The 17,493-nt window shown below is 74.7% G+C and carries 17 protein-coding genes; 6 read left to right on the forward strand and 11 right to left on the reverse strand.

All coding sequences use genetic code 11. From position 1 onward, the window contains the following. Nucleotides 1-110: 110 nt before the first annotated feature. Nucleotides 111-338 (reverse strand): DUF6243 family protein, encoded by a 228-nt coding sequence (locus GTY84_RS05975; protein WP_161225036.1) that lies wholly within the window; start codon nucleotides 336-338, stop codon nucleotides 111-113. A 113-nt stretch (nucleotides 339-451) separates the two neighbouring features. Here GTY84_RS05975 and GTY84_RS05980 point away from each other — a divergent pair, with 113 nt between their 5' ends. Together GTY84_RS05980 and GTY84_RS05985 are read left to right on the forward strand one after the other, a co-directional pair. After that, nucleotides 452-1,075, forward strand: a complete 624-nt coding sequence (locus GTY84_RS05980; RefSeq protein WP_161225037.1) for a TetR/AcrR family transcriptional regulator — start codon at nucleotides 452-454, stop codon at nucleotides 1,073-1,075. A gap of 91 nt (nucleotides 1,076-1,166) precedes the next feature. Further along, nucleotides 1,167-1,898, forward strand: coding sequence for a bifunctional DNA primase/polymerase (locus tag GTY84_RS05985; RefSeq protein ID WP_161225038.1), 732 nt, complete (start codon nucleotides 1,167-1,169; stop codon nucleotides 1,896-1,898). Between the two features lie 51 nt (nucleotides 1,899-1,949). Here GTY84_RS05985 and GTY84_RS05990 read toward each other — a convergent pair whose 3' ends face one another. From GTY84_RS05990 to GTY84_RS06020, 7 genes are all read right to left on the reverse strand, one after another. Continuing rightward, nucleotides 1,950-2,942: a hypothetical protein gene (locus GTY84_RS05990; RefSeq protein WP_161225039.1), complete on the reverse strand. Its 993-nt coding sequence runs from the start codon at nucleotides 2,940-2,942 to the stop codon at nucleotides 1,950-1,952. Further along, entirely contained in the window at nucleotides 2,902-3,774 is an 873-nt protein-coding gene (efeU, locus tag GTY84_RS05995) for an iron uptake transporter permease EfeU (RefSeq protein WP_161225040.1), read from the reverse strand. The genes GTY84_RS05990 and efeU overlap by 41 nt, the downstream gene beginning before the upstream one ends. Before the next feature lie 2 nt (nucleotides 3,775-3,776). Next, nucleotides 3,777-5,036: an iron uptake transporter deferrochelatase/peroxidase subunit gene (gene efeB, locus GTY84_RS06000; protein ID WP_161225041.1), complete on the reverse strand. Its 1,260-nt coding sequence runs from the start codon at nucleotides 5,034-5,036 to the stop codon at nucleotides 3,777-3,779. A gap of 18 nt (nucleotides 5,037-5,054) precedes the next feature. Further along, nucleotides 5,055-6,212 (reverse strand): iron uptake system protein EfeO, encoded by a 1,158-nt coding sequence (gene efeO, locus GTY84_RS06005; protein ID WP_161225042.1) that lies wholly within the window; start codon nucleotides 6,210-6,212, stop codon nucleotides 5,055-5,057. Nucleotides 6,213-6,399: 187 nt separating this feature from the next. Then, nucleotides 6,400-7,233, reverse strand: coding sequence for a heme ABC transporter ATP-binding protein (locus tag GTY84_RS06010; RefSeq protein ID WP_202549977.1), 834 nt, complete (start codon nucleotides 7,231-7,233; stop codon nucleotides 6,400-6,402). Nucleotides 7,234-7,382: 149 nt separating this feature from the next. Then, nucleotides 7,383-8,480, reverse strand: a complete 1,098-nt coding sequence (locus tag GTY84_RS06015; RefSeq protein WP_161225044.1) for an iron ABC transporter permease — start codon at nucleotides 8,478-8,480, stop codon at nucleotides 7,383-7,385. Further along, nucleotides 8,480-9,490, reverse strand: a complete 1,011-nt coding sequence (locus GTY84_RS06020) for a hemin ABC transporter substrate-binding protein (RefSeq protein WP_161225045.1) — start codon at nucleotides 9,488-9,490, stop codon at nucleotides 8,480-8,482. The genes GTY84_RS06015 and GTY84_RS06020 overlap by 1 nt, the downstream gene beginning before the upstream one ends. Nucleotides 9,491-9,590: 100 nt before the next feature. Between GTY84_RS06020 and GTY84_RS06025 the strand changes: the two genes are divergently transcribed. The 3 genes from GTY84_RS06025 to GTY84_RS06035 all read left to right on the forward strand — a co-directional run bounded on the left by GTY84_RS06025 (nucleotide 9,591) and on the right by GTY84_RS06035 (nucleotide 13,599). Beyond that, entirely contained in the window at nucleotides 9,591-11,165 is a 1,575-nt protein-coding gene (locus GTY84_RS06025) for an HtaA domain-containing protein (RefSeq protein WP_161225046.1), read from the forward strand. A gap of 70 nt (nucleotides 11,166-11,235) precedes the next feature. After that, nucleotides 11,236-12,885 carry an HtaA domain-containing protein gene (locus tag GTY84_RS06030; protein ID WP_161225047.1) on the forward strand — a complete coding sequence of 550 codons (1,650 nt, stop codon included), beginning with the start codon at nucleotides 11,236-11,238 and terminating at the stop codon, nucleotides 12,883-12,885. Nucleotides 12,886-12,954: 69 nt separating this feature from the next. Then, entirely contained in the window at nucleotides 12,955-13,599 is a 645-nt protein-coding gene (locus GTY84_RS06035) for a PhzF family phenazine biosynthesis protein (RefSeq protein WP_161225048.1), read from the forward strand. A 174-nt stretch (nucleotides 13,600-13,773) separates the two neighbouring features. On the opposite strand, the gene GTY84_RS06040 is transcribed toward GTY84_RS06035, so the two are convergent. Beyond that, complete coding sequence (locus GTY84_RS06040) at nucleotides 13,774-14,421, reverse strand: biliverdin-producing heme oxygenase (RefSeq protein WP_161225049.1); 648 nt, start codon at nucleotides 14,419-14,421, stop codon at nucleotides 13,774-13,776. 209 nt (nucleotides 14,422-14,630) lie between these two features. Then, on the reverse strand, nucleotides 14,631-15,488 hold the full coding sequence (gene map / locus GTY84_RS06045; protein ID WP_161225050.1) for a type I methionyl aminopeptidase: 858 nt from the start codon (nucleotides 15,486-15,488) through the stop codon (nucleotides 14,631-14,633). A 56-nt stretch (nucleotides 15,489-15,544) separates the two neighbouring features. On the opposite strand from map, the gene GTY84_RS06050 reads away from it, so the two are divergent. Next, on the forward strand, nucleotides 15,545-15,781 hold the full coding sequence (locus GTY84_RS06050) for a hypothetical protein (RefSeq protein WP_161225051.1): 237 nt from the start codon (nucleotides 15,545-15,547) through the stop codon (nucleotides 15,779-15,781). Nucleotides 15,782-15,794: 13 nt separating this feature from the next. Here GTY84_RS06050 and GTY84_RS06055 read toward each other — a convergent pair whose 3' ends face one another. Continuing rightward, nucleotides 15,795-17,063, reverse strand: coding sequence for an MFS transporter (locus tag GTY84_RS06055; protein WP_161225393.1), 1,269 nt, complete (start codon nucleotides 17,061-17,063; stop codon nucleotides 15,795-15,797). Between the last annotated feature and the right edge of the window lie 430 nt (nucleotides 17,064-17,493).

A 17,493-nucleotide genomic window follows, 5' to 3' on the forward strand; every position in this document is an offset into this window, starting at 1 on the left:
TCGACCGGCGGCCCCCGGCAGGGACTCCGGACGGTGAGCCCGAGAAGCGAGCGTCCGCCCGGGATCCGTGTCGGCCCCGGCCGCCCCGCCCCTTCCGCCTCGGCCCTCTCCTATTCCTCCGTCACCTCCGCCTCCGCCTCCGCCCCCGCCTCCGCCTCCGCCTCCTCCCGGGCCTCCCGCTCCGCCCGCAGCCCGCGCAGCAACTCCCGCTTGTGTGCCAGGGGGTCCGGAGCGCCGACCCCGGTGTGGCCCCGGCCCCCGCCGCGCAGCGCCTCGCGGCCCATCGTGCGGCGCGTTCCGCCGACTCCCAGCATGTTTCCGGCTCCGCCCCGGGTCATGAGGGCTCCTCTCGTCGTGGCCGCGAGGGCCGTTCCGATGGTGCGAGACGGTGCGTCTCGTCTCATCAGTGTTCGCGAGACGTGGCGTCTTGTCAACCTGATAAATTCGACCCATGTCCAGCCAGAGCGCCTCCCCGAACCCCGACACCACCCGCCGCAGCGAGCGGTCCCGCCGGGCCATCTACGACGCCGCCCTCGCCCTCGTCGGCGAGGTCGGCTACCCGAGGACCACCATCGAGGGCATCGCCTCCCGCGCCGGGGTCGGCAAGCAGACGATCTACCGCTGGTGGTCCTCCAAGGCGGACGTCCTGCTGGAGGCGTTCCTCGACCTCGCGGACGAGGCCGCGCGGGCGGCGGGGCAGCGGACGTACGCCATCCCGGACACCGGCGACCTCGCCGCCGACCTCAAGGCCGTGCTCCGGGCCACCGTCGACGAGCTGCGCGACCCCCGGTTCGAGGGGCCGTCCCGGGCCCTGGCCGCCGAGGGCGTGGTCGACGAGCAGCTCGGCCGCCGGTTCGTCGCCCAGCTGCTGGAACCCTCGCTCCAGCTCTACGTCGACCGGCTGCGCGCCGCCCAGGAGGCCGGGCAGGTGCGCCCGGACGTCGATCCGCGCATCGCCCTGGAGCTGTTCGTCTCGCCGCTCGCCCAGCGCTGGCTCCAGCACACCGCGCCGTTCTCGTACGCCTACACGGACACCCTCGTCGACTACGCCCTCCACGGCATCGCTCCGCGCTGACCAGGGAAGTTCGTCCCTTCCCAACCCCGACGCACGGATTGGTGGGAGCATGGGGCATGCTGGAACGCACGACGGCGAGGCGAGGGGATAGATGAGCGCGGACTTCGGTGGCCGGAGCGGCCTGCGGGACAGACTCTCCCAGTGGCTGCGTGGAGGGCGCCCGAAGGAGGCCGCCGGGGACGGCGGCCGGGAGGACCTGCTGCTCGCCGCCGCCGCCGCGGGACTGCCGCTCGCCCCCGCCGCCCACCCGTCCGGCTACCGCTGCTCCTGCGACCGGGTCGGCTGCCCCACCCCGGCCCGGCACCCGGTGTCCTTCGCCTGGCAGACGCAGTCCACCACCGACCGCGCGCAGATCGAGCGCTGGGCGCGCCACCAGCCGCAGGCCAACTTCGTCACCGCCACCGGCATGGTCCACGACGTGCTGGACGTGCCGCTCACGGCCGGCCACGAGGCGCTGGACAGGCTGCTGGAGGCCGGTGTCGAGGTCGGCCCGGTCGCCGGCAGCGACGACGACCGGATGCTGTTCTTCACCCTCACCCGCGGCACCCCCGCCGACGAGGACGAGTGGTGGCCCTGCGAACTGGACTGCCACCCCGAGACCATGGACGAGCACCCGGGCCTGCGCTGGCACTGCCGGGGCTCCTACGTCCTGGTCCCGCCCGCCCGACTGCCCGGCGAGCAGACCGTGCACTGGCTGCGCGGCCCCGAGCATCCGCTGCCCGACCCGCTGACGCTGCTGGAGACCCTCACCGACGCCTGCGCCCGCCACGCCGGGGCGGACGGCGGCGCCCACGCCGGCACCGCCTGGCCGCTGCGCCACTGACCCGCCGCGCCCGTCGGGGCTCCACGGCCCGCCGAGGGCCCCGGCCGCGCGCTACTCGCCCTTCGCCGCCGTCAGGCCCTGGATGCGTCCCAGCACCGACACCCCGCCCTCCGGCGGGTCGAGGGCGACCTCGTTCGAGACGAACTCCATCGTCAGCGACCGCCGTACCGTGCCCTCCGTCAGGGCCAGCACGTCCTCGCCCGGCGCGGGCACCGTCGTGCCCGGGGCGGCGGTGCGCTTCTCGAAGTGCCGGGTGGCGAAGAAGACCAGCGCCCCGCCGTCCTCCGTGCGCAGCGCCAGCGGCGCGTGGTCGCCGTCGGTCAGCGGTTCGTCGAGATACTGGGTGACCAGGCCCGGCCGGGTCGCCCGCCGCTCCCGCTGCGCGCGCCAGTCGCTGGTGTGCGGGCCGTTGGCGAAGGCCCTGCCGCCCTCGCGCAGGTACGCCGCGTAGGCGCCGCTCAGCGCGGCGGGCTCGGCGGCCAGGTCCGCGGCGTCGGCCGGGACCGCCTCGGCCCGCCCCTCCGCGTCGGTCCTGAACTCCGGTACGTCGCCCGGCCCGACCAGCGTCAGGTACGCCGCCCGCCAGCCCTCGTCGGGGCCGCCGCGGGTGAACACCAGCAGCCAGCGGGCCGTGCCGCCCTTGTTGCCCCGCGCGTCCGCCAGGAACCAGCGCGGCCAGCCCGCCTTCGCCGGGATGGTGAACTTCGCGTCCGTCAGCCGCAGCGGGGTGTGGGAGGGGTTGCCCGCCGGGTGGCCGGCCCGGCCCGCCCTGAGGCGCGCCGCGTCGATCGAGGCCAGGGCGCCGGTGGTGTACGCGGCGTCCAGGGCGGGGTCGTACTCCTTGTCCGCCTCGTTGTACGCCCGGGTGAACCCGTCGAGCGCGGCGGCGGCCTCGGACCGGGTGGCCGAGGGGACCACCGCGCGTTCGCCGTGCACCACCACGCAGCCGCCCGCCGTCAGCGACAGCACGGTCACCGCGGCGAGGGCCGCCCAGGCGCCCCGGTCACGACTGCGGGGCCTCCGCGGGCCGCGATCCCTGCTCATCCGGTTCCGTCCCCTTCCCCTTCCCGGAGGCGAACCCTACCGGGGAGAGGAACAGCGCGAGCACCGGGACCAAGTACAGGAGCCACACCGTGACCTGAAGCACCGTCGGGTCCGGCTGGAAGTTGAACACGCCCTTGAGGAGCGTGCCGTACCAGCTCGACGGGTCGATGACGTTGCTGATGTCGAAGGCCAGGTTGGTCAGGCCCGGCAGCAGGTCAGCCTCCTGGAGGTCGTGCACGCCGTACGCGAGGACGCCCGCGGCGACGACGACCAGCATGCCGCCGGTCCAGGTGAAGAACTTGGCCAGGTTGATGCGCAGGGCGCCCCTGTAGAACAGCACGCCCAGCAGCACCGCGGTGGCCAGCCCCAGAGCCACGCCGATCAGCGGGCGCGGGGTGCCGTCGCCGGCCGCGTGCACCGACGCCCACACGAACAGGGACGTCTCCAGGCCCTCGCGGCCGACCGCGAGGAAGGCGGTGGCGACCAGGGCGCCGGTGCCCATCCGCAGGGCGGAGTCCAGCTTCCCGTGCAGCTCCGACCTGAGGTGCCGGGCGGTGCGCCGCATCCAGAACACCATCCAGGTCACCAGGACCACGGCGATGATCGACAGCGAGCCGCCGAGCGCCTCCTGCGCCGTGAACGTCAGCTCCTGCGAGCCGAATTCGAGGACGCAGCCGAAGGCGAGCGCCAGGGCCACCGCGATGGCGATGCCGGTCCAGATCGGCCGGAGGGCGTCCCGGCGGCCGGTCTTGACCAGATAGGCGATGATGATGCAGACGACGAGGGTGGCCTCCAGGCCCTCCCGCAGTCCGATCAGGTAGTTGGAGAACACGGTTACGCCTCCTTGGCGAACAGCGTGCTGCCCCACCAGTCGTCCGCGTCCCGGACGCCGGGCGGGACGGCGAAGACCGCCGAACCCACGTGCTGGATGTATTCGTTGAGCGCGTCCTTCGCCAGCCGGCGCTGGACGCGGACGAAGCCGCCCTCCACGTCGCGCTGGTAGGCGAGGAAGAACAGTCCCGCGTCCAGGCGGCCCAGCCCGTCGGTGCCGTCGGTGAAGGAGTAGCCGCGGCGCAGCAGTGTCGCCCCGCCGTTGGAGTCCGGGTGGGCGAGCCGGACGTGCGCGTCCGGCTTCATGGCCTTCAGGAACGGCTCGTCGTGCTCCTTGGCCCGGCCGACCGGGGCGCCCTCGCCCTTGCTGCGGCCGAACAGGTCCTCCTGTTCCTGGAGGGGGGCGCGGTCCCAGGTCTCGATGTGCATCCGGATGCGCCGCGCGACGAGGTAGGAGCCGCCGGCCATCCACTCCGGCCCGTCCTCGCGGCCGACCCAGACGAACCGGTCCAGCCGTCCGGTCTCGGTGCCCGAGATGTTGCGGGTGCCGTCCTTGAAGCCGAAGAGGTTGCGCGGGGTCTGCGCGTCGGGCGTGGTCGACGAGGTCTTGCCGAAGCCGAGCTGGGACCAGCGCACCACGACCCGGCCGAAGCCGATCCGGGCCAGGTTGCGGATCGCGTGCACCGCGACCTGGGGGTCGTCGGCGCAGGCCTGGACGCACAGGTCGCCGCCGCTGCGGTCGCGGTCGAGGTTGTCGCCGGGGAACTTCGGCAGGTCGACCAGGGCGGCGGGGCGTTGCCCGGCCAGGCCGAACCGCGTGAACAGCGACGGCCCGAAGCCGATGGTCAGGGTCAGCCGCGAGGGCGGCAGGCCCAGTGCCTCGCCGGTGTCGTCCGGCGGGGCCTCGGCGAGCCCGCCGAAGGCGCCGTCGCCGACGGGGTCCCCGGCGGTCATCCGGCGGGCCGCCGCCGTCCACTCCTTGAGCAGCGCGACGAAGGCGGCGCGGTCCTCGGTGGTCACGTCGAACGCGGCGAAGTGCAGCCGGTCCTGCACCGGGGTGGCGATGCCCGCCTGGTGGGCGCCGTGGAAGGGGACGGCGGTGTCGGCGCCGGCCGGGTCCACGTCGTCCCCGGTGCGGGCCGCGGCGATGGCGCCGCCGGCCGCGGCGGCACCGAGCGCCAGGCCCGCGCCGCCCCAGCCGAGCAGGGCCCGGCGGGAGGGCCGGTCGGGGCCGGTCCGCTCGGTGCGGTCGGTGTCCGTCATGGTGGCCGGCTCCCCCGCCTACTTCGTGACCACGGCGGCGGCCAGCTTGGACAGCGGCTCCGCCAGGGCGTTGACCGCGTCGGACAGCTTCTTGCGGTCCGCCTCGGAGACCTTGTCGTAGGAGGTGAAGGCGTACGACTTGGTGTCCGGGCGGTACGCGTCGAGCAGCTTGTCCAGCGCGGCGAACTGCTGGTCCAGTTCCTTGGTCAGCGCCGCGTCGTTCTCCGCGGCGACCGGCTTGAGCAGCCGGTACGACATCTCCGCGCCCTCGACGTTGGCCTTGAAGTCGACCAGGTCGGTGTGCGAGTAGCGCTCCTCCTCGCCGGTGACCTTGCCGGTGGCGACCTCGTCGAGCAGTTCCTTGGCGCCGTTGGCCATGGAGGTGGGGGTGATGTCGGCCTTGCCGACCCGGTTCTGCCAGTCCTTCAGGTCGGTGATCAGCCGGTCGGCCAGCTCCTTCTCCCGGTCGCCGATCTTCCCGTCCTGCCACAGCGCCTTCTCCAGGCGGTGCCAGCCGGTCCAGTCGGTCTCCGGGTCCTGGCCGTCCTCCAGCCCGTCCTCGCGGACGTCGACCTTGGGGTCGATGTCGCCGAAGGACTCCGCGACCGGCTCGGTGCGCTCCCAGCCGATGCGGGAGAGCGCGTACGCCTTCTTCGCCGCCGCCACGTCGCCCGCCTTGACGGCCTTGGCGAACGCCTCGGCCCTCGGCAGCGTTTCGTCGGCCTGCGCCTGCACGTACTCGCGGTAGTTGGCCACGGCCTCGTCGAGGCGGGGGTCCCGCTTGGCGGTGGTGCCGCCGCCGGTGGCCCGGACGTCCTGGCGGATGCCCTTGCCCTTCATGCCGGGCTTGCAGGCGATCCGGTAGTCGCCCGCCTTCACCTCGGCGGTGACCCGCTGCTTGGTGCCGGGGCCTATGTTCTCCCGCTCGGTCACCACCCGGTCGTCGGGGAAGAGCAGATAGACCTCGGTGACCTTGGATCCCTTGTTCTCGATGGCGAGTTCGACGTGCCCGGCGGGGAACTCCTTCCGGGAGACCTCGCACTTGTCGTCGGTCGACGTCACGGCGATCACGTTGTCCCCGTCCCCCGAGCCGCCCTTCGCCGTGCAGCCGGTGACGGCGGCCAGGGCCGCGGCGGTGGCGACGGCGGTGGCGACGGAGAGTCTTGCGGCTCGCATGGGGGACTCCAAGGGGTGGCCGTGAGGGCTGGCGGTCCTCACAGGGAAGGTGAGGCTCGCCTAAAAATATCGAAGGAACCCCCTCTTGATACCCGTCGATGCGGTGATCCGGATCTCACGGCGGGCGTGGTGACACGAATCAGTCACGGTGATGAAAAAGGGTGATCATGGCTCGGTCAAAGCTGTGTCAAGAATCGCGCCGGGGGGTCACCAGCACCGCTCCCGTCCTCGGGTGCGCCAGCACCTCCACCGGCTGGTCGTACACCTCGGAGAGCAGTTCGTCGGAGAAGACGCCGGCCGGGGGTCCCTCGGCCCTGACACGCCCGGCGCACAGGATCGCCACCCGGTGCGCGTAGGCCGCCGCCAGCCCCAGGTCGTGCAGCACCACGACCACCGCGTCCCCGGCGTGCGCCCTTTCACGGCACAGCCTCAGCACCAGCTCCTGGTGGCGCAGGTCCAGCGCCGCGGTCGGCTCGTCGAGCAGCAGCAGCGGGGCGCGCTGCGCGAGCACCCGGGCCAGCGCCACCCGGGCCCGCTCACCGCCGCTGAGCGCGGAGAACGGCCGCCCGGCGAAGCCGGACACCTCCGTGCGCGCCATCGCGTCGGCCACCACCGCGTCGTCCTCGTCCTCCCGGTCGGTGCCCGCCCAGGGGGCGCGGCCCATCCGGACCACCTCCTCCACCGGGAACGGGAACGACAGCGAGGCGGACTGCGGCAGCACCGCGCGGCGCAGCGCCAGCTCCGGCGCCGACCAGTCGTCCACCGGTCTGCCGTGCACCCGCACCACCCCGCCGGCGGCCGGGACGTCCGCGGACAGGGCGCCCAGCAGGGTCGACTTGCCCGCCCCGTTGGGGCCCACCAGGGCCAGGACCTCGCCCGCGCGGACCGCGACGCCCACGCCGTCGAGGACGCGCCGCCCGCCGAGGTCGACCCGCAGCCCCTCGGCCTCGGCGAGGACCTCGCCGGGGGTGGCCGGGGGAGGCGGCAGCGGACGGGGCGGGACCAGCCGCGGGAGTCTCAAGAGCCTGGCGCCTTTCGTGACAGGGGGGACGGGGGAGGGGGCGGCGGCCGGAGCCGGTGCCGGTGCCGGAGCCGGAGCCGGAGCGGGGGCCGAGGCCGGGGCTGGAGCCGGAGCGGGGGCCGGGGTGGCCGGACCGCCGTGCGCGCGGCTCATGCCCAGCCTCCCTGCCGGCGCCGGGTGCGGCGCAGCAGCCAGAAGAAGAACGGGCTGCCGATCAGCGCCGTCAGCACCCCGAGCGGCAGCTCCGCGGGGGCCACGAGGGTGCGGGCCGCGAGGTCGGCGCCGAGCAGCACCAGCGCCCCGCCGAGCGCGCTGCCCGGGATCAGGAACCGGTGCCCCGGGCCCGCGGCCATCCGGATCAGGTGCGGGACGACGAGGCCGACGAAGCCGATGACGCCCGAGACGCTGACCGCGGCGGCCGTCAGCAGCGCCACCACGAGGATCAGCACGATCCGCAGCCGTTCCACGTCCACGCCCAGGTGCCGGGCCGGGCGGTCGCCGAGGGAGAGCAGGTCCAGCCGGCGGGCGTAGGCCGGGGCGAGCGCCAGCCCGACCGCGGCGCAGGGCAGCACCGCGAGCACCTTGGACCAGGTCGCCTGGGACAGCGAGCCGAGCTGCCAGAAGGTGATCTGGCTGACCCCGGCCGAGTCGGCCAGGAAGACGAACAGGCCGATCAGGGCACCGGCGAACGCGTTGATGGCGATGCCCATGAGAATGAGCGTCACCACCTCGGTGCGCCCCCGCGCCCGCGCCATGGCGTACACCAGCAGGACGGTGACCAGACCGGCGACGAAGGCCATCGCGGGCAGGGTCCAGCGGCCCAGGAAGTCCAGGCCGAGCGCGATGGCGGCGACCGCGCCGACGGCCGCGCCGGTGGAGACGCCGATGGTGCCCGGCTCCGCCAGCGGGTTGCCGAAGACGCCCTGCATCAGGGCGCCCGCGCAGCCCAGCGAGGCGCCGACGAGGAGGGCCAGCACGATCCGCGGCAGGCGCACGTTCCACAGCACCGACTCGGCGACCCGGTCCAGTTCGCCGCCGCCCAGCCCCGCGTGGTGCAGCAGGGAGCCGACGACGTCGCCGACCGGGATCGGGTAGGCGCCGGTGCCGGCCGCGACCGGGACGAGGACGAGCAGCCCGGCCAGCAGGGCGGCGGTCAGCAGCCAGGGGGTGCCGCGCCGCCGCCGGGGGGCGGCGTCCGGGGCAGGGGCGGGGGCCGCCGGGCGGGCCGGCTTCACCGGCGCGGTCATCAGGCGCCGTCCTTCGCGTAGAGCTGGTCGACGACGGAGGCGAGGACCTCGTCGGTGCGCGGGCCGTAGTTGAGGAGCACGCCGTCCTCCACGGAGACGATCCGCCGGTCCATCCCGGCCGGGGTCTGCGCGACGCCGGGTATCTCCACCAGCCCGTCGACGCCGCCGACCGACTCCAGGCCCTTGCTCATCACGAGGATGGCGTCGGGCGCCGCCTTGACCAGGGCCTCGCTGGTGATCGCGGTGAAGTCCTTCCGGAGCCCGGAGTCGGCGCCCGCGTCGAGCCCCCCGGCGGCCTCGATCAGCGAGGTGGCGCCGGAGTCCCGGCCGCCGAGGAGATAGACGGAGGCCGAGCCGCGCAGGTAGAGGAAGGCGACCCGCGGGGTGTCGGCGTGCTTCGGCACGCTTGCGCGGGCGGCCTCGATCCGCTCCGAGGAACGCCGCGTCAGATCCTTCCCGGCGTCCGGCACACCGAGCGCCCCGGCGACGGCCGCGATCCGGGGGCCCACGTCGTCCAGGCTCTTGGCGGCCTCGACGAACAGCACCGGGACGCCCGCGGAGCGGATCTGCTCCACGGCCTCCTCGGGGCCCGTGGTGGTCTCCGCGATGACGAGGTCCGGGCGCAGCGAGAGCACGCTCTCGGCGGAGACGTCGTGGCCCCGGGTGACCACGGGCAGCTTCGCGGCCTGCTCGAAGGTGGCGGTGACGTCCCGGGCGACGACGCGGTCGCCGAGGCCCAGGGTGAAGACGATCTCGCTGAGGCTTCCGGAGAGCGGCACGATCCGCTCGGCCCGTTCCACCGTCACCTCGCCCCCGCCCGCGGAGCGGACGGTTACCGGAAGTTCCGGTTTCGGTTTCTGCGGCAGCGGTTCGACCCGGTCCGGGGCCGTTTCGGTCCGGGCCGCGGCCGGGGCCGGAGCCGCGCCGGAACTCCCGCATCCGGTCGCGGTGAGGGCGAGGGCGAGCACGGACAGCGCCGCTCCCGTCAGTCTTCTTCGCAAGGGTCGCACGGTCGCGTCCGTTCCTTTCCGTCACCTGCCGGTATCGGCCGTTGTGGCTTAGGTTAGCCTTACCTCGCTCGCTACCGGTCGTCGACCCGGAGGAATTCTCATGCCTGCCCGCCTTCGTGCCCTGGTCACCGTCGTGTGCGCGGCCGTCCTGGGGGCGCTGCTCCCTCTCTCCGCCGCACACGCCGAGGCCCGGAACGTGCAGGGCGGACGGCTGGACTGGGGCATCAAGTCCTCCTTCCAGAGCTATGTCACCGGGCCCGTGGCGAAGGGCGGTTACTCCCTGACGGGCGGCGCCGCCACCGTCGGGGGCAGCACGTTCCGCTTCCACTCCGCGAAGGGCTCCTACGACGGTTCGACCGGAGCCTTCGGCGCCGCCTTCGCCGGCGGCGTGCGCTTCGTCGGCCACCGGGCGGCGGACGGCTCCCATCAGCTCGACCTGACCGTCAGCAGCCCCACGGTGCGCATATCCGGCGGCGGCGGGACGCTCTTCGTGGACATCGTCAGCAAGTCCAAGGAGACCGGGGCGGTCACGACCGCCCGTCAGGTGCCCTTCGCCTCCCTCTCCCTGGGCGGCGTCAACATGCGGGGCGACGGCAACGCCGTGGTCCTCAACAACCTGCCCGCCACCCTCACCGCCCAGGGCGCCCAGGCGTTCGCCGGGTTCTACGGCGCCGGCACCCCCCTCGACCCGGTCAGCCTGGCGGCGGACGTCCGCCCGGCGGCGGCCGACACCCGGCCCACCGAGACCTCCCGGCCCACCGAGAAGGCCCCCGAGACCGAGAAGAAGCCGAAGAAGTCCGACGAGGGCACCGCCCTGCGCGATGGCGCCGTCGACTGGGGCGTGCGCCGCACCTTCCGGGAGTACGTCACCGGCGACATCGCCGACGGCAAGTGGACCCTCACCGGCGGGGCGCAGGACGGCGGAGCCCTCTTCCGCTTCCCCGGCGGCAAGGGCACCTTCCGTGACGGGGCCCTCGACGCCTCCTTCACCGGCACGCTCCGCTTCACCGGCGCCCACGGGCTCGACCTCGCCCTCAGCTCCGTCCGGGTCACCGTCAAGGGCGAGAAGGGCACGCTGTTCGCCGACGTGGCCGCCCCCGGGCTGACGGCGAAGAAGGTGGCGCTGGTCACCTTCGCCGCCGGGAAGCTCAAGCCCGCCGACGGACTGGTCTCGGTGACCGAGGCCCCCGCGAAGCTCACCGGGCGCGGTGCCAAGGCATTCGGCGGCATGTACCGGGGCGGCACCGAGATGGACCCGGTCTCCCTGGCCGTCGCCCTGACCGGTGACGCCGAACTGCCCGCCCTGCCCGACCTGGGCAGCGCGGCCACCGAGTCCGCCGGGGATCCCGCCACCGCGTCCGCCGCCCCGCAGCCGTCGGCGGCGCCCGAGACCTCCGCCGAGCCCGTCGCGGCGTCCTCCGGCGACGGCGGCTTCCCCGCCCTGGCCGTGGGCATCGCGGGCGGTGCCCTGCTGCTGGTGGCCGGCGGTCTCGGCGCCCTCGCCCTCCGCCGCCGCCGCGCCGCGACGGCCGCCGGTGCCGCCTCGGCCGCCGACTCCCCCGACCCCGCCGCCGGTTCGCCCGCGGCTCCCTCCGACTCCCCGGCGGACCCCGCCGGTTCGCCGGAACCCCCCGCCTCCCCGGCGTCCCCCGGGTCCCCCGGGGACACGGCCTGACCGCACCGGGCCGAGCCCCCGCCCGCCGCCGTTCCCCCCGGCGGCCCCACCACTCAAGGAGACAACCGCCATGTCAGTCAGACGACGCCGTTCCACCGCCCTCGCCGCCGCCGTGGCCACCGTGACCGCGCTCGGCGCCACCGTCCTCGCCACCGCCGGGGCGGGCACCGCCTCGGCCGCCGAGGTCCCCCTCCAGGGTTACGAACTGACCTGGGGCATCAAGCAGACGTACCGCACCTACGTCGCCACCTGGGCCAAGGGCGAGTTCACCCCCGCCGGCGGCGCGAGCCAGGCCGACGGCAACGGCGCCTTCACCTTCCCCGGCGGCAAGGGCACCTACGACCCGGTCGGGCACACCATGAACCTGGGCTTCCAGGGCAGCCTGGGCATCAAGTCCGAGGCGCACGGCTTCGCGCTCACGCTCTCCGACGTGAAGTTCGACAGCAAGGCGGGCGCGATCACCGCCGACGTCACCACCGGCGGCACCACCCGGGACGACGTGCCGCTGGCCACCGTCGCGGTCACCCGCGACATGAAGGACATGGCGACCACGCTGACCGACGAGGCGGCGGACGTCCTGGGCAGCGACACCTACAAGGGCGCGGCCGGCGACCCGCTGACCCTGGTCCAGAAGAAGCCGGAGCCGACCGAGGAGCCGACCGGCACCCCGGAGCCGACGAAGGAGCCGACCGGCACCCCGGAGCCGACGAAGGAGCCGACCGAGGAGCCGACCGGCACCCCGGAGCCCACCAAGGAGCCGACCGAGGAGCCCACCGGCACCCCGGAGCCGACCGCCACCGCGACCACCACGCCCCCCGCCACCCAGTCCCCGCAGCCGGGCACCCCCTCCGCCACGCCGTCGGCCACCGCCACCCGGACCCCCGCCCCCGCCAAGGGCGACATCGCCGACGGCACCCTCGGCTGGGGTGTCAAGGACTCCTTCCGCGCCTACGTCGTGGGCCCCGTCGCCAAGGGCCGGGTCACCGTCTCCGGCGGTGCCGTCCAGGCCGCGGGCAACGGCGTCTTCACCTTCAAGGACGCCACCGGCACCTACGACACCAAGGCCGGCACCCTGAGCGCCGCCTTCAAGGGCGCGGTCAACTTCAAGGGCCACGAGGACGGCGGCAGTTACGGCCTCGACCTGACCCTGAGCAACCTGCGGGCCGGTCTCAGCGGCGGCAGCGGCACCCTGACCGCCGACGTCTCCAGCCTCGGTGAGCGCACGGCGAACGTGGTCCTGGCCGACCTCAAGGCCCCGGGCACCACCCTCACCGCCAAGGACGACGTCATCACCGTCGAGGGCGTGACCGCCACCCTCACCGAGGCCGGAGCGACCGCCTTCGGCGACTTCTACACCGCGGGCACCGCGCTCGACACCGTCAACCTCTCGGTGGCGCTGAGCGAGGGCGCCCAGCTCCCCGACGGCAACGGCAACGGCTCCGGCGGGACGGGCAACGGCGGCTCGGGCAACGGCGGTTCGGGCTCCACCGGCGGCACCGGCTCCACCGGCGGACTCGGCGGCTCCGGCGGGATCACCGGCGGCACGGGCGGCATCGGCGGCTCCACCGGCGGCTTCGGCACCACCGGCGGCGGCAGCCTCGCCTCCACCGGCTCGGACCTGCCCGGCGCCGCGATCGGCACCGCGGCCGGCGCCGCCGTCGTCCTCGGCGCGGGCGCGGTCTACTTCGCCCGCCGCCGCCGCGAGGCCGAGGGCAACTGACCCTCACGGGAAGCCCCTTCGCCGGGGCGGGGGCCCGCGCCCCCGCCCCGGCGGTGCTTGAATGCCCCGGTGACCGACTACGACGTACTGCGTGTCTTCTGCGCCCCGAACGGCGGCTACGGCAATGAACTCGGCGTCGTCCGCGAGGGTTCCGACCTGCCGGACCCGGCGGGACGGCAGGAGTTCGCCGCCGGACTCGGCTTCAGCGAGACCGTGTTCGTCGACGATCCCGAGCGCGGCGTCGTCGACATCTACACGCCCACCCTGCGGCTGCCGTTCGCCGGGCACCCCTGCGTCGGCACGGCCTGGCTCCTCGACGTCCCCGAACTGGTCGCCCCGGCCGGGGTGATGGGGGCCCGGCTGGACGGGGAGTTCAGCTGGATCGAGGCCCGCCCGGAGTGGGCGCCGCCGCGCACCCTGCGCCGGTACGCCACCGTCGCGGAGGTCGAGGACCTGGCGGTGCCGCCGCCGGGGGAGTGGGTCTACGCCTGGGCGTGGGAGGACGAGGCGGCGGGCCGCGTCCGCGCCCGCGGCTTCCCGGGCCGCGGCGACGGCATCGAGGAGGACGAGGCGACCGGGGCCGCGGCCCTGCTGCTGACCGAACGCCTCGGCCGCGCCCTCAACATCACCCAGGGGGCGGGCTCCCAGATCCTCACCGCGCCGCAGCCCGGGGGCTGGGTGGAGATCGGCGGCCGGGTCCGTCTGGAGCGCTGACCGCCGCTCGCGCGCCCGCCGCCCGCGCGCCCGCCGGGCCGTCCCCGCGAGCGCGACGCACCGGTCCCCCGGCGTACGGATCGCCGGGGGACCGGTGCGTCGTCGGCGACGGCCGAGGGGCCGGGACGGAGGCCGCCACAGCGCCCCGTCCCGGCCCCTCGGCCGCCCGGTCCGTCAGGCGGACAGCGGGAACTCCTCGCCCAGTGCCCGGAAGACCGCGGTGTTCAGGGCGAACGCCCGCTTGCACTCGCCCACCACGCGCTGCTGCTCCAGCTCGTCCGTGCGTATGCCGTCCAGCAGCTCGCGGTACTCGCGCTTGAAGGCGGCCGGGTTGCCGATCCCGTCGAAGACGTAGAAGCGGACCCCGTCGCCCTTCTTGTCGAAGCCCCAGGTGCGCTCGGCCTTGTCGCGGATGATCTGACCGCCGGAGAGGTCACCGAGGTAGCGGGTGTAGTGGTGCGCCACATAGCCGCCCGGCCACTCCTCGGCGCACTCGCGGACCCGGGCCGCGTACTCCTCGGTGGCGGGCAGCGCGGACAGCCCGGCACGCCAGTCGGCGCCGCGCAGATGGGCGAGGTCCCGCTCCAGCGACGGCAGCCGCATCAGCTCCGGGCGGATGAACGGTCCGGCGAGCGGATCGGAGGCCAGCCGGTCGGCGGCGGCCTCCAGGGCTTCGTAGACGAACCAGAGCTGCTCGGTGTAGCGCGCGTACGCGTCCACGCCGAGCCGGCCCCCGAGCAGATCGCTCATGAACGTCGAGGTTTCCGCTTCGACGTGCTGTTCGTGCGAGGCCGTGCGGATAAGGGTCGAGAAGGAGTCCATGGGGTGATCTTCTATGGTTAGGCTTGCCTAAGTCAATCCTTTGCCGACAGTTCGTCGGTAAAGTTTCCGACACGGCGTCGGAAAAGTGTGCCGCACTTCCCCGGAACGCGAAAGGGCCCGCCCCCGGGGAGGGGCGGGCCGTGCGCACGGGCCGGAAGATCCGGTTCCGCGGTGCCGGCGCCGGTGCCGGCACCGGGTGGTCCGGGAGGTCAGGGCAGGGTGAGGATCTCCGCGCCCGAGTCCGTGACCACCAGCGTGTGCTCGAACTGGGCGGTCCGCCGGCGGTCCTTGGTGAGGACCGTCCAGCCGTCGTCCCACATGTCGTACTCGTGCGTCCCGAGGGTCAGCATCGGCTCGATGGTGAACGTCATCCCGGGCCGGATCACGGTCGTCGCGTGCGGGCTGTCGTAGTGCGGGACGATCAGCCCGGAGTGGAACGCGGAGCTGATCCCGTGCCCGGTGAAGTCCCGCACCACCCCGTACCCGAAGCGCTTGGCGTAGGACTCGATCACCCGGCCGATGATGTTGATCTGGCGGCCCGGCCGCACCGCCCTGATCGCGCGGTCCAGCGACTCCCGGGTGCGCTCGACCAGGAGGCGGCTCTCCTCGTCCACGTCGCCGACGAGGTAGGTGGCGTTGTTGTCCCCGTGCACCCCGCCGATGTACGCGGTCACGTCCAGGTTCACGATGTCGCCGTCGCGCAGCACCGTGGAGTCCGGGATGCCGTGGCAGATGACCTCGTTGACCGAGGTGCACAGCGACTTGGGGTAGCCGCGGTAGCCGAGCGTCGAGGGGTAGGCGCCGTGGTCGCACATGTACTCGTGCGCCACCCGGTCCAGTTCGTCCGTGGTCACGCCGGGCGCGATCCGCTCGGCCGCCGCCGCCATCGCCCGCGCCGCGATCCGCCCGGCCAGGCGCATCGCCTCGACGGTCTCCGGGGTCTGCACCTCGGGCCCGGTGTACGGGGCGGGGGCGGGCCGCCCGACGTACTCGGGCCGGCGGATGTTCCCGGGCACGGGACGGGTGGGGGACAGCTCCCCCGGAACGAGCAGCGACTGGCCAGACATGACAGCGAGTCTAACCAGCGGATGGGGGAACATGACGAGGACGAGAGGAGCTGGTCATGGCCCTGTTCAAGAAGCGCACGGTGGGCAAACCGGGCGAGTGGTACTACTGCCTGGAGCACAAGAAGGTGGAGGAGGGCCCGGAGTGCCCGGCCAGGGACCGTTTCGGACCGTACTCCTCCAGGGCCGAGGCCGAGCAGGCGATGCGCACCGCCCGGGAGCGCAACCTGGAGTGGGAGAACGACCCCAAGTGGCACGACGCCCCCGCCGGCCGCCCGGAGGACGGCACGGACTGAGCGGCCGGGCCGCTCAGTCCTCCGCGGCGGCTGCGCGCGCGGCGCGCAGCCGCACCGCGTGCTCGTCGGTCCGGGAGTCGTAGGCCATCATCGCGGGCAGGCACAGCGCCAGCAGCCCCACCGCGCCCGCGCACACCAGCCCGCCCGACCACACCGAGGCCCGTACCCCCATCAGCGCCGCCGCGCCGCCCACCCGGACCTGGCCGAGCTGCGGACCCACCGAGTAGGACAGCACCTCGATCCCGGCGAGCCGCCCGCGCAGCCCGTCCGGGATCGTCTGGTTCCACATCGCGCTGCGGAAGACGCCGCTCACCATGTCGCAGGCGCCGCCCGCGGCCAGGCACAGGAGCACCAGCCAGACGTTCCCGGCGACGCCCGCGGCGGCGATGGCCGCGCCCCAGCCGGCCGCCGCCAGCACCACCATCCGCCCGTGCCGCCGCACCCGCGACGTCCATCCGCTGCTCAGGCTCACCAGCAGTGAACCGGCCGGGATCGCCGCGTACATCAGCCCCAGCGACCAGGGCGCGTCCAGCTCGTCCGCCAGGAACGGCAGCACCGCCAGCGGCATGGCCAGGAACATCGCCGCCAGGTCGACCGCGTAGGTGCCCAGCAGTTCCTTGCGGCCCCACGCGTACCGGGCGCCCTCCGCGATCGCCGACCACGAGGGCCGCACCGCCTCCCGCGAGGCGGGGGAGGCGGCCAGCCCCAGGGCCAGGACGACCGAGACGGCGAACGTCAGCAGGTCCACCGCGTACGCCCAGCCCAGCCCGGCCCAGGCGACCACCACCCCGGCCAGCGCGGGACCGGCGACCCCGCCGAGCTGCCAGCGCAGCGAGGTCAGCGCGGCGGCGGCGGGCAGGTGCTCATGGGCCACGATGCGCGGGATCAGCGAGTCGAGCGCGGGCCGCTGCACCCCGCCGAGCGCCGAGGTGAGGGCGGCCACGAGGTACAGCGGCCACACCGCCGGGCTCGGGAGCAGCGCGTTGGCCAGCAGCACCGCGCAGAGCACGCCCTGGCCGGCCTCCGTCCAGAGGATCAGCCGCCGCTTGTCCGCGGCGTCGGCCAGGGCACCGCCGTACAGCCCGAACACCACCAGCGGCACCAGTTCCACGGCGCCGATCGCGCCGACGGCCGCGGCGGAGCCGGTCAGCTCCTTGACCTGCACCGGCAGGGCGACGAAGGTCAGGAAGCTCCCGAAGTTGGTGATCAGCCCGGAGACCCACAGCCGACGGAAGTCGGCGGAGGCCCGCCAGGGCGACAGATCGGGCAGCAGCCCCCGCAGCCCCGCCCGCCGCGCGGGGGCTCCGGCGGATTCGGGAGCGGCCGGGGGCGGGGCGGGCTCCGCGGGCCCGTCCGGAGCGGCGGACGGTGCGGCGGTCGCCGCGGCGGGGGCACCGGGTTCCGCGGACACGGTGGCGGCGCCGGGGAGGCCGGACGGCGCGGGGGGAGCGCCGGTGACGGCACCGGTGAGGGGGGCGGTGGCGGAGGCGGGAGCGGCGACCGGGGCGGCGGAGGGAGCGGCGACGGCCCCGGGGCGGGCCGGGGAGGCGGGCTCGGGGGAGGGTTCCGCGGACACGGCGGCGGTGCCGGGGGAGCCGGACGGCGCGGGGGGAGCGCCCGGGGCGGTGGCGGGCGTACCGGCGGGGCGGGCGGCGGACCCGGTGGAACCGTCGGCGGGTCCGGCGGGCGGCCCGGTGGCGGGTCCGGAGGAG

The organism is Streptomyces sp. SID8352 (assembly GCF_009862265.1).
In the GTDB taxonomy this organism is placed as follows: Bacteria; Actinomycetota; Actinomycetes; order Streptomycetales; family Streptomycetaceae; genus Streptomyces.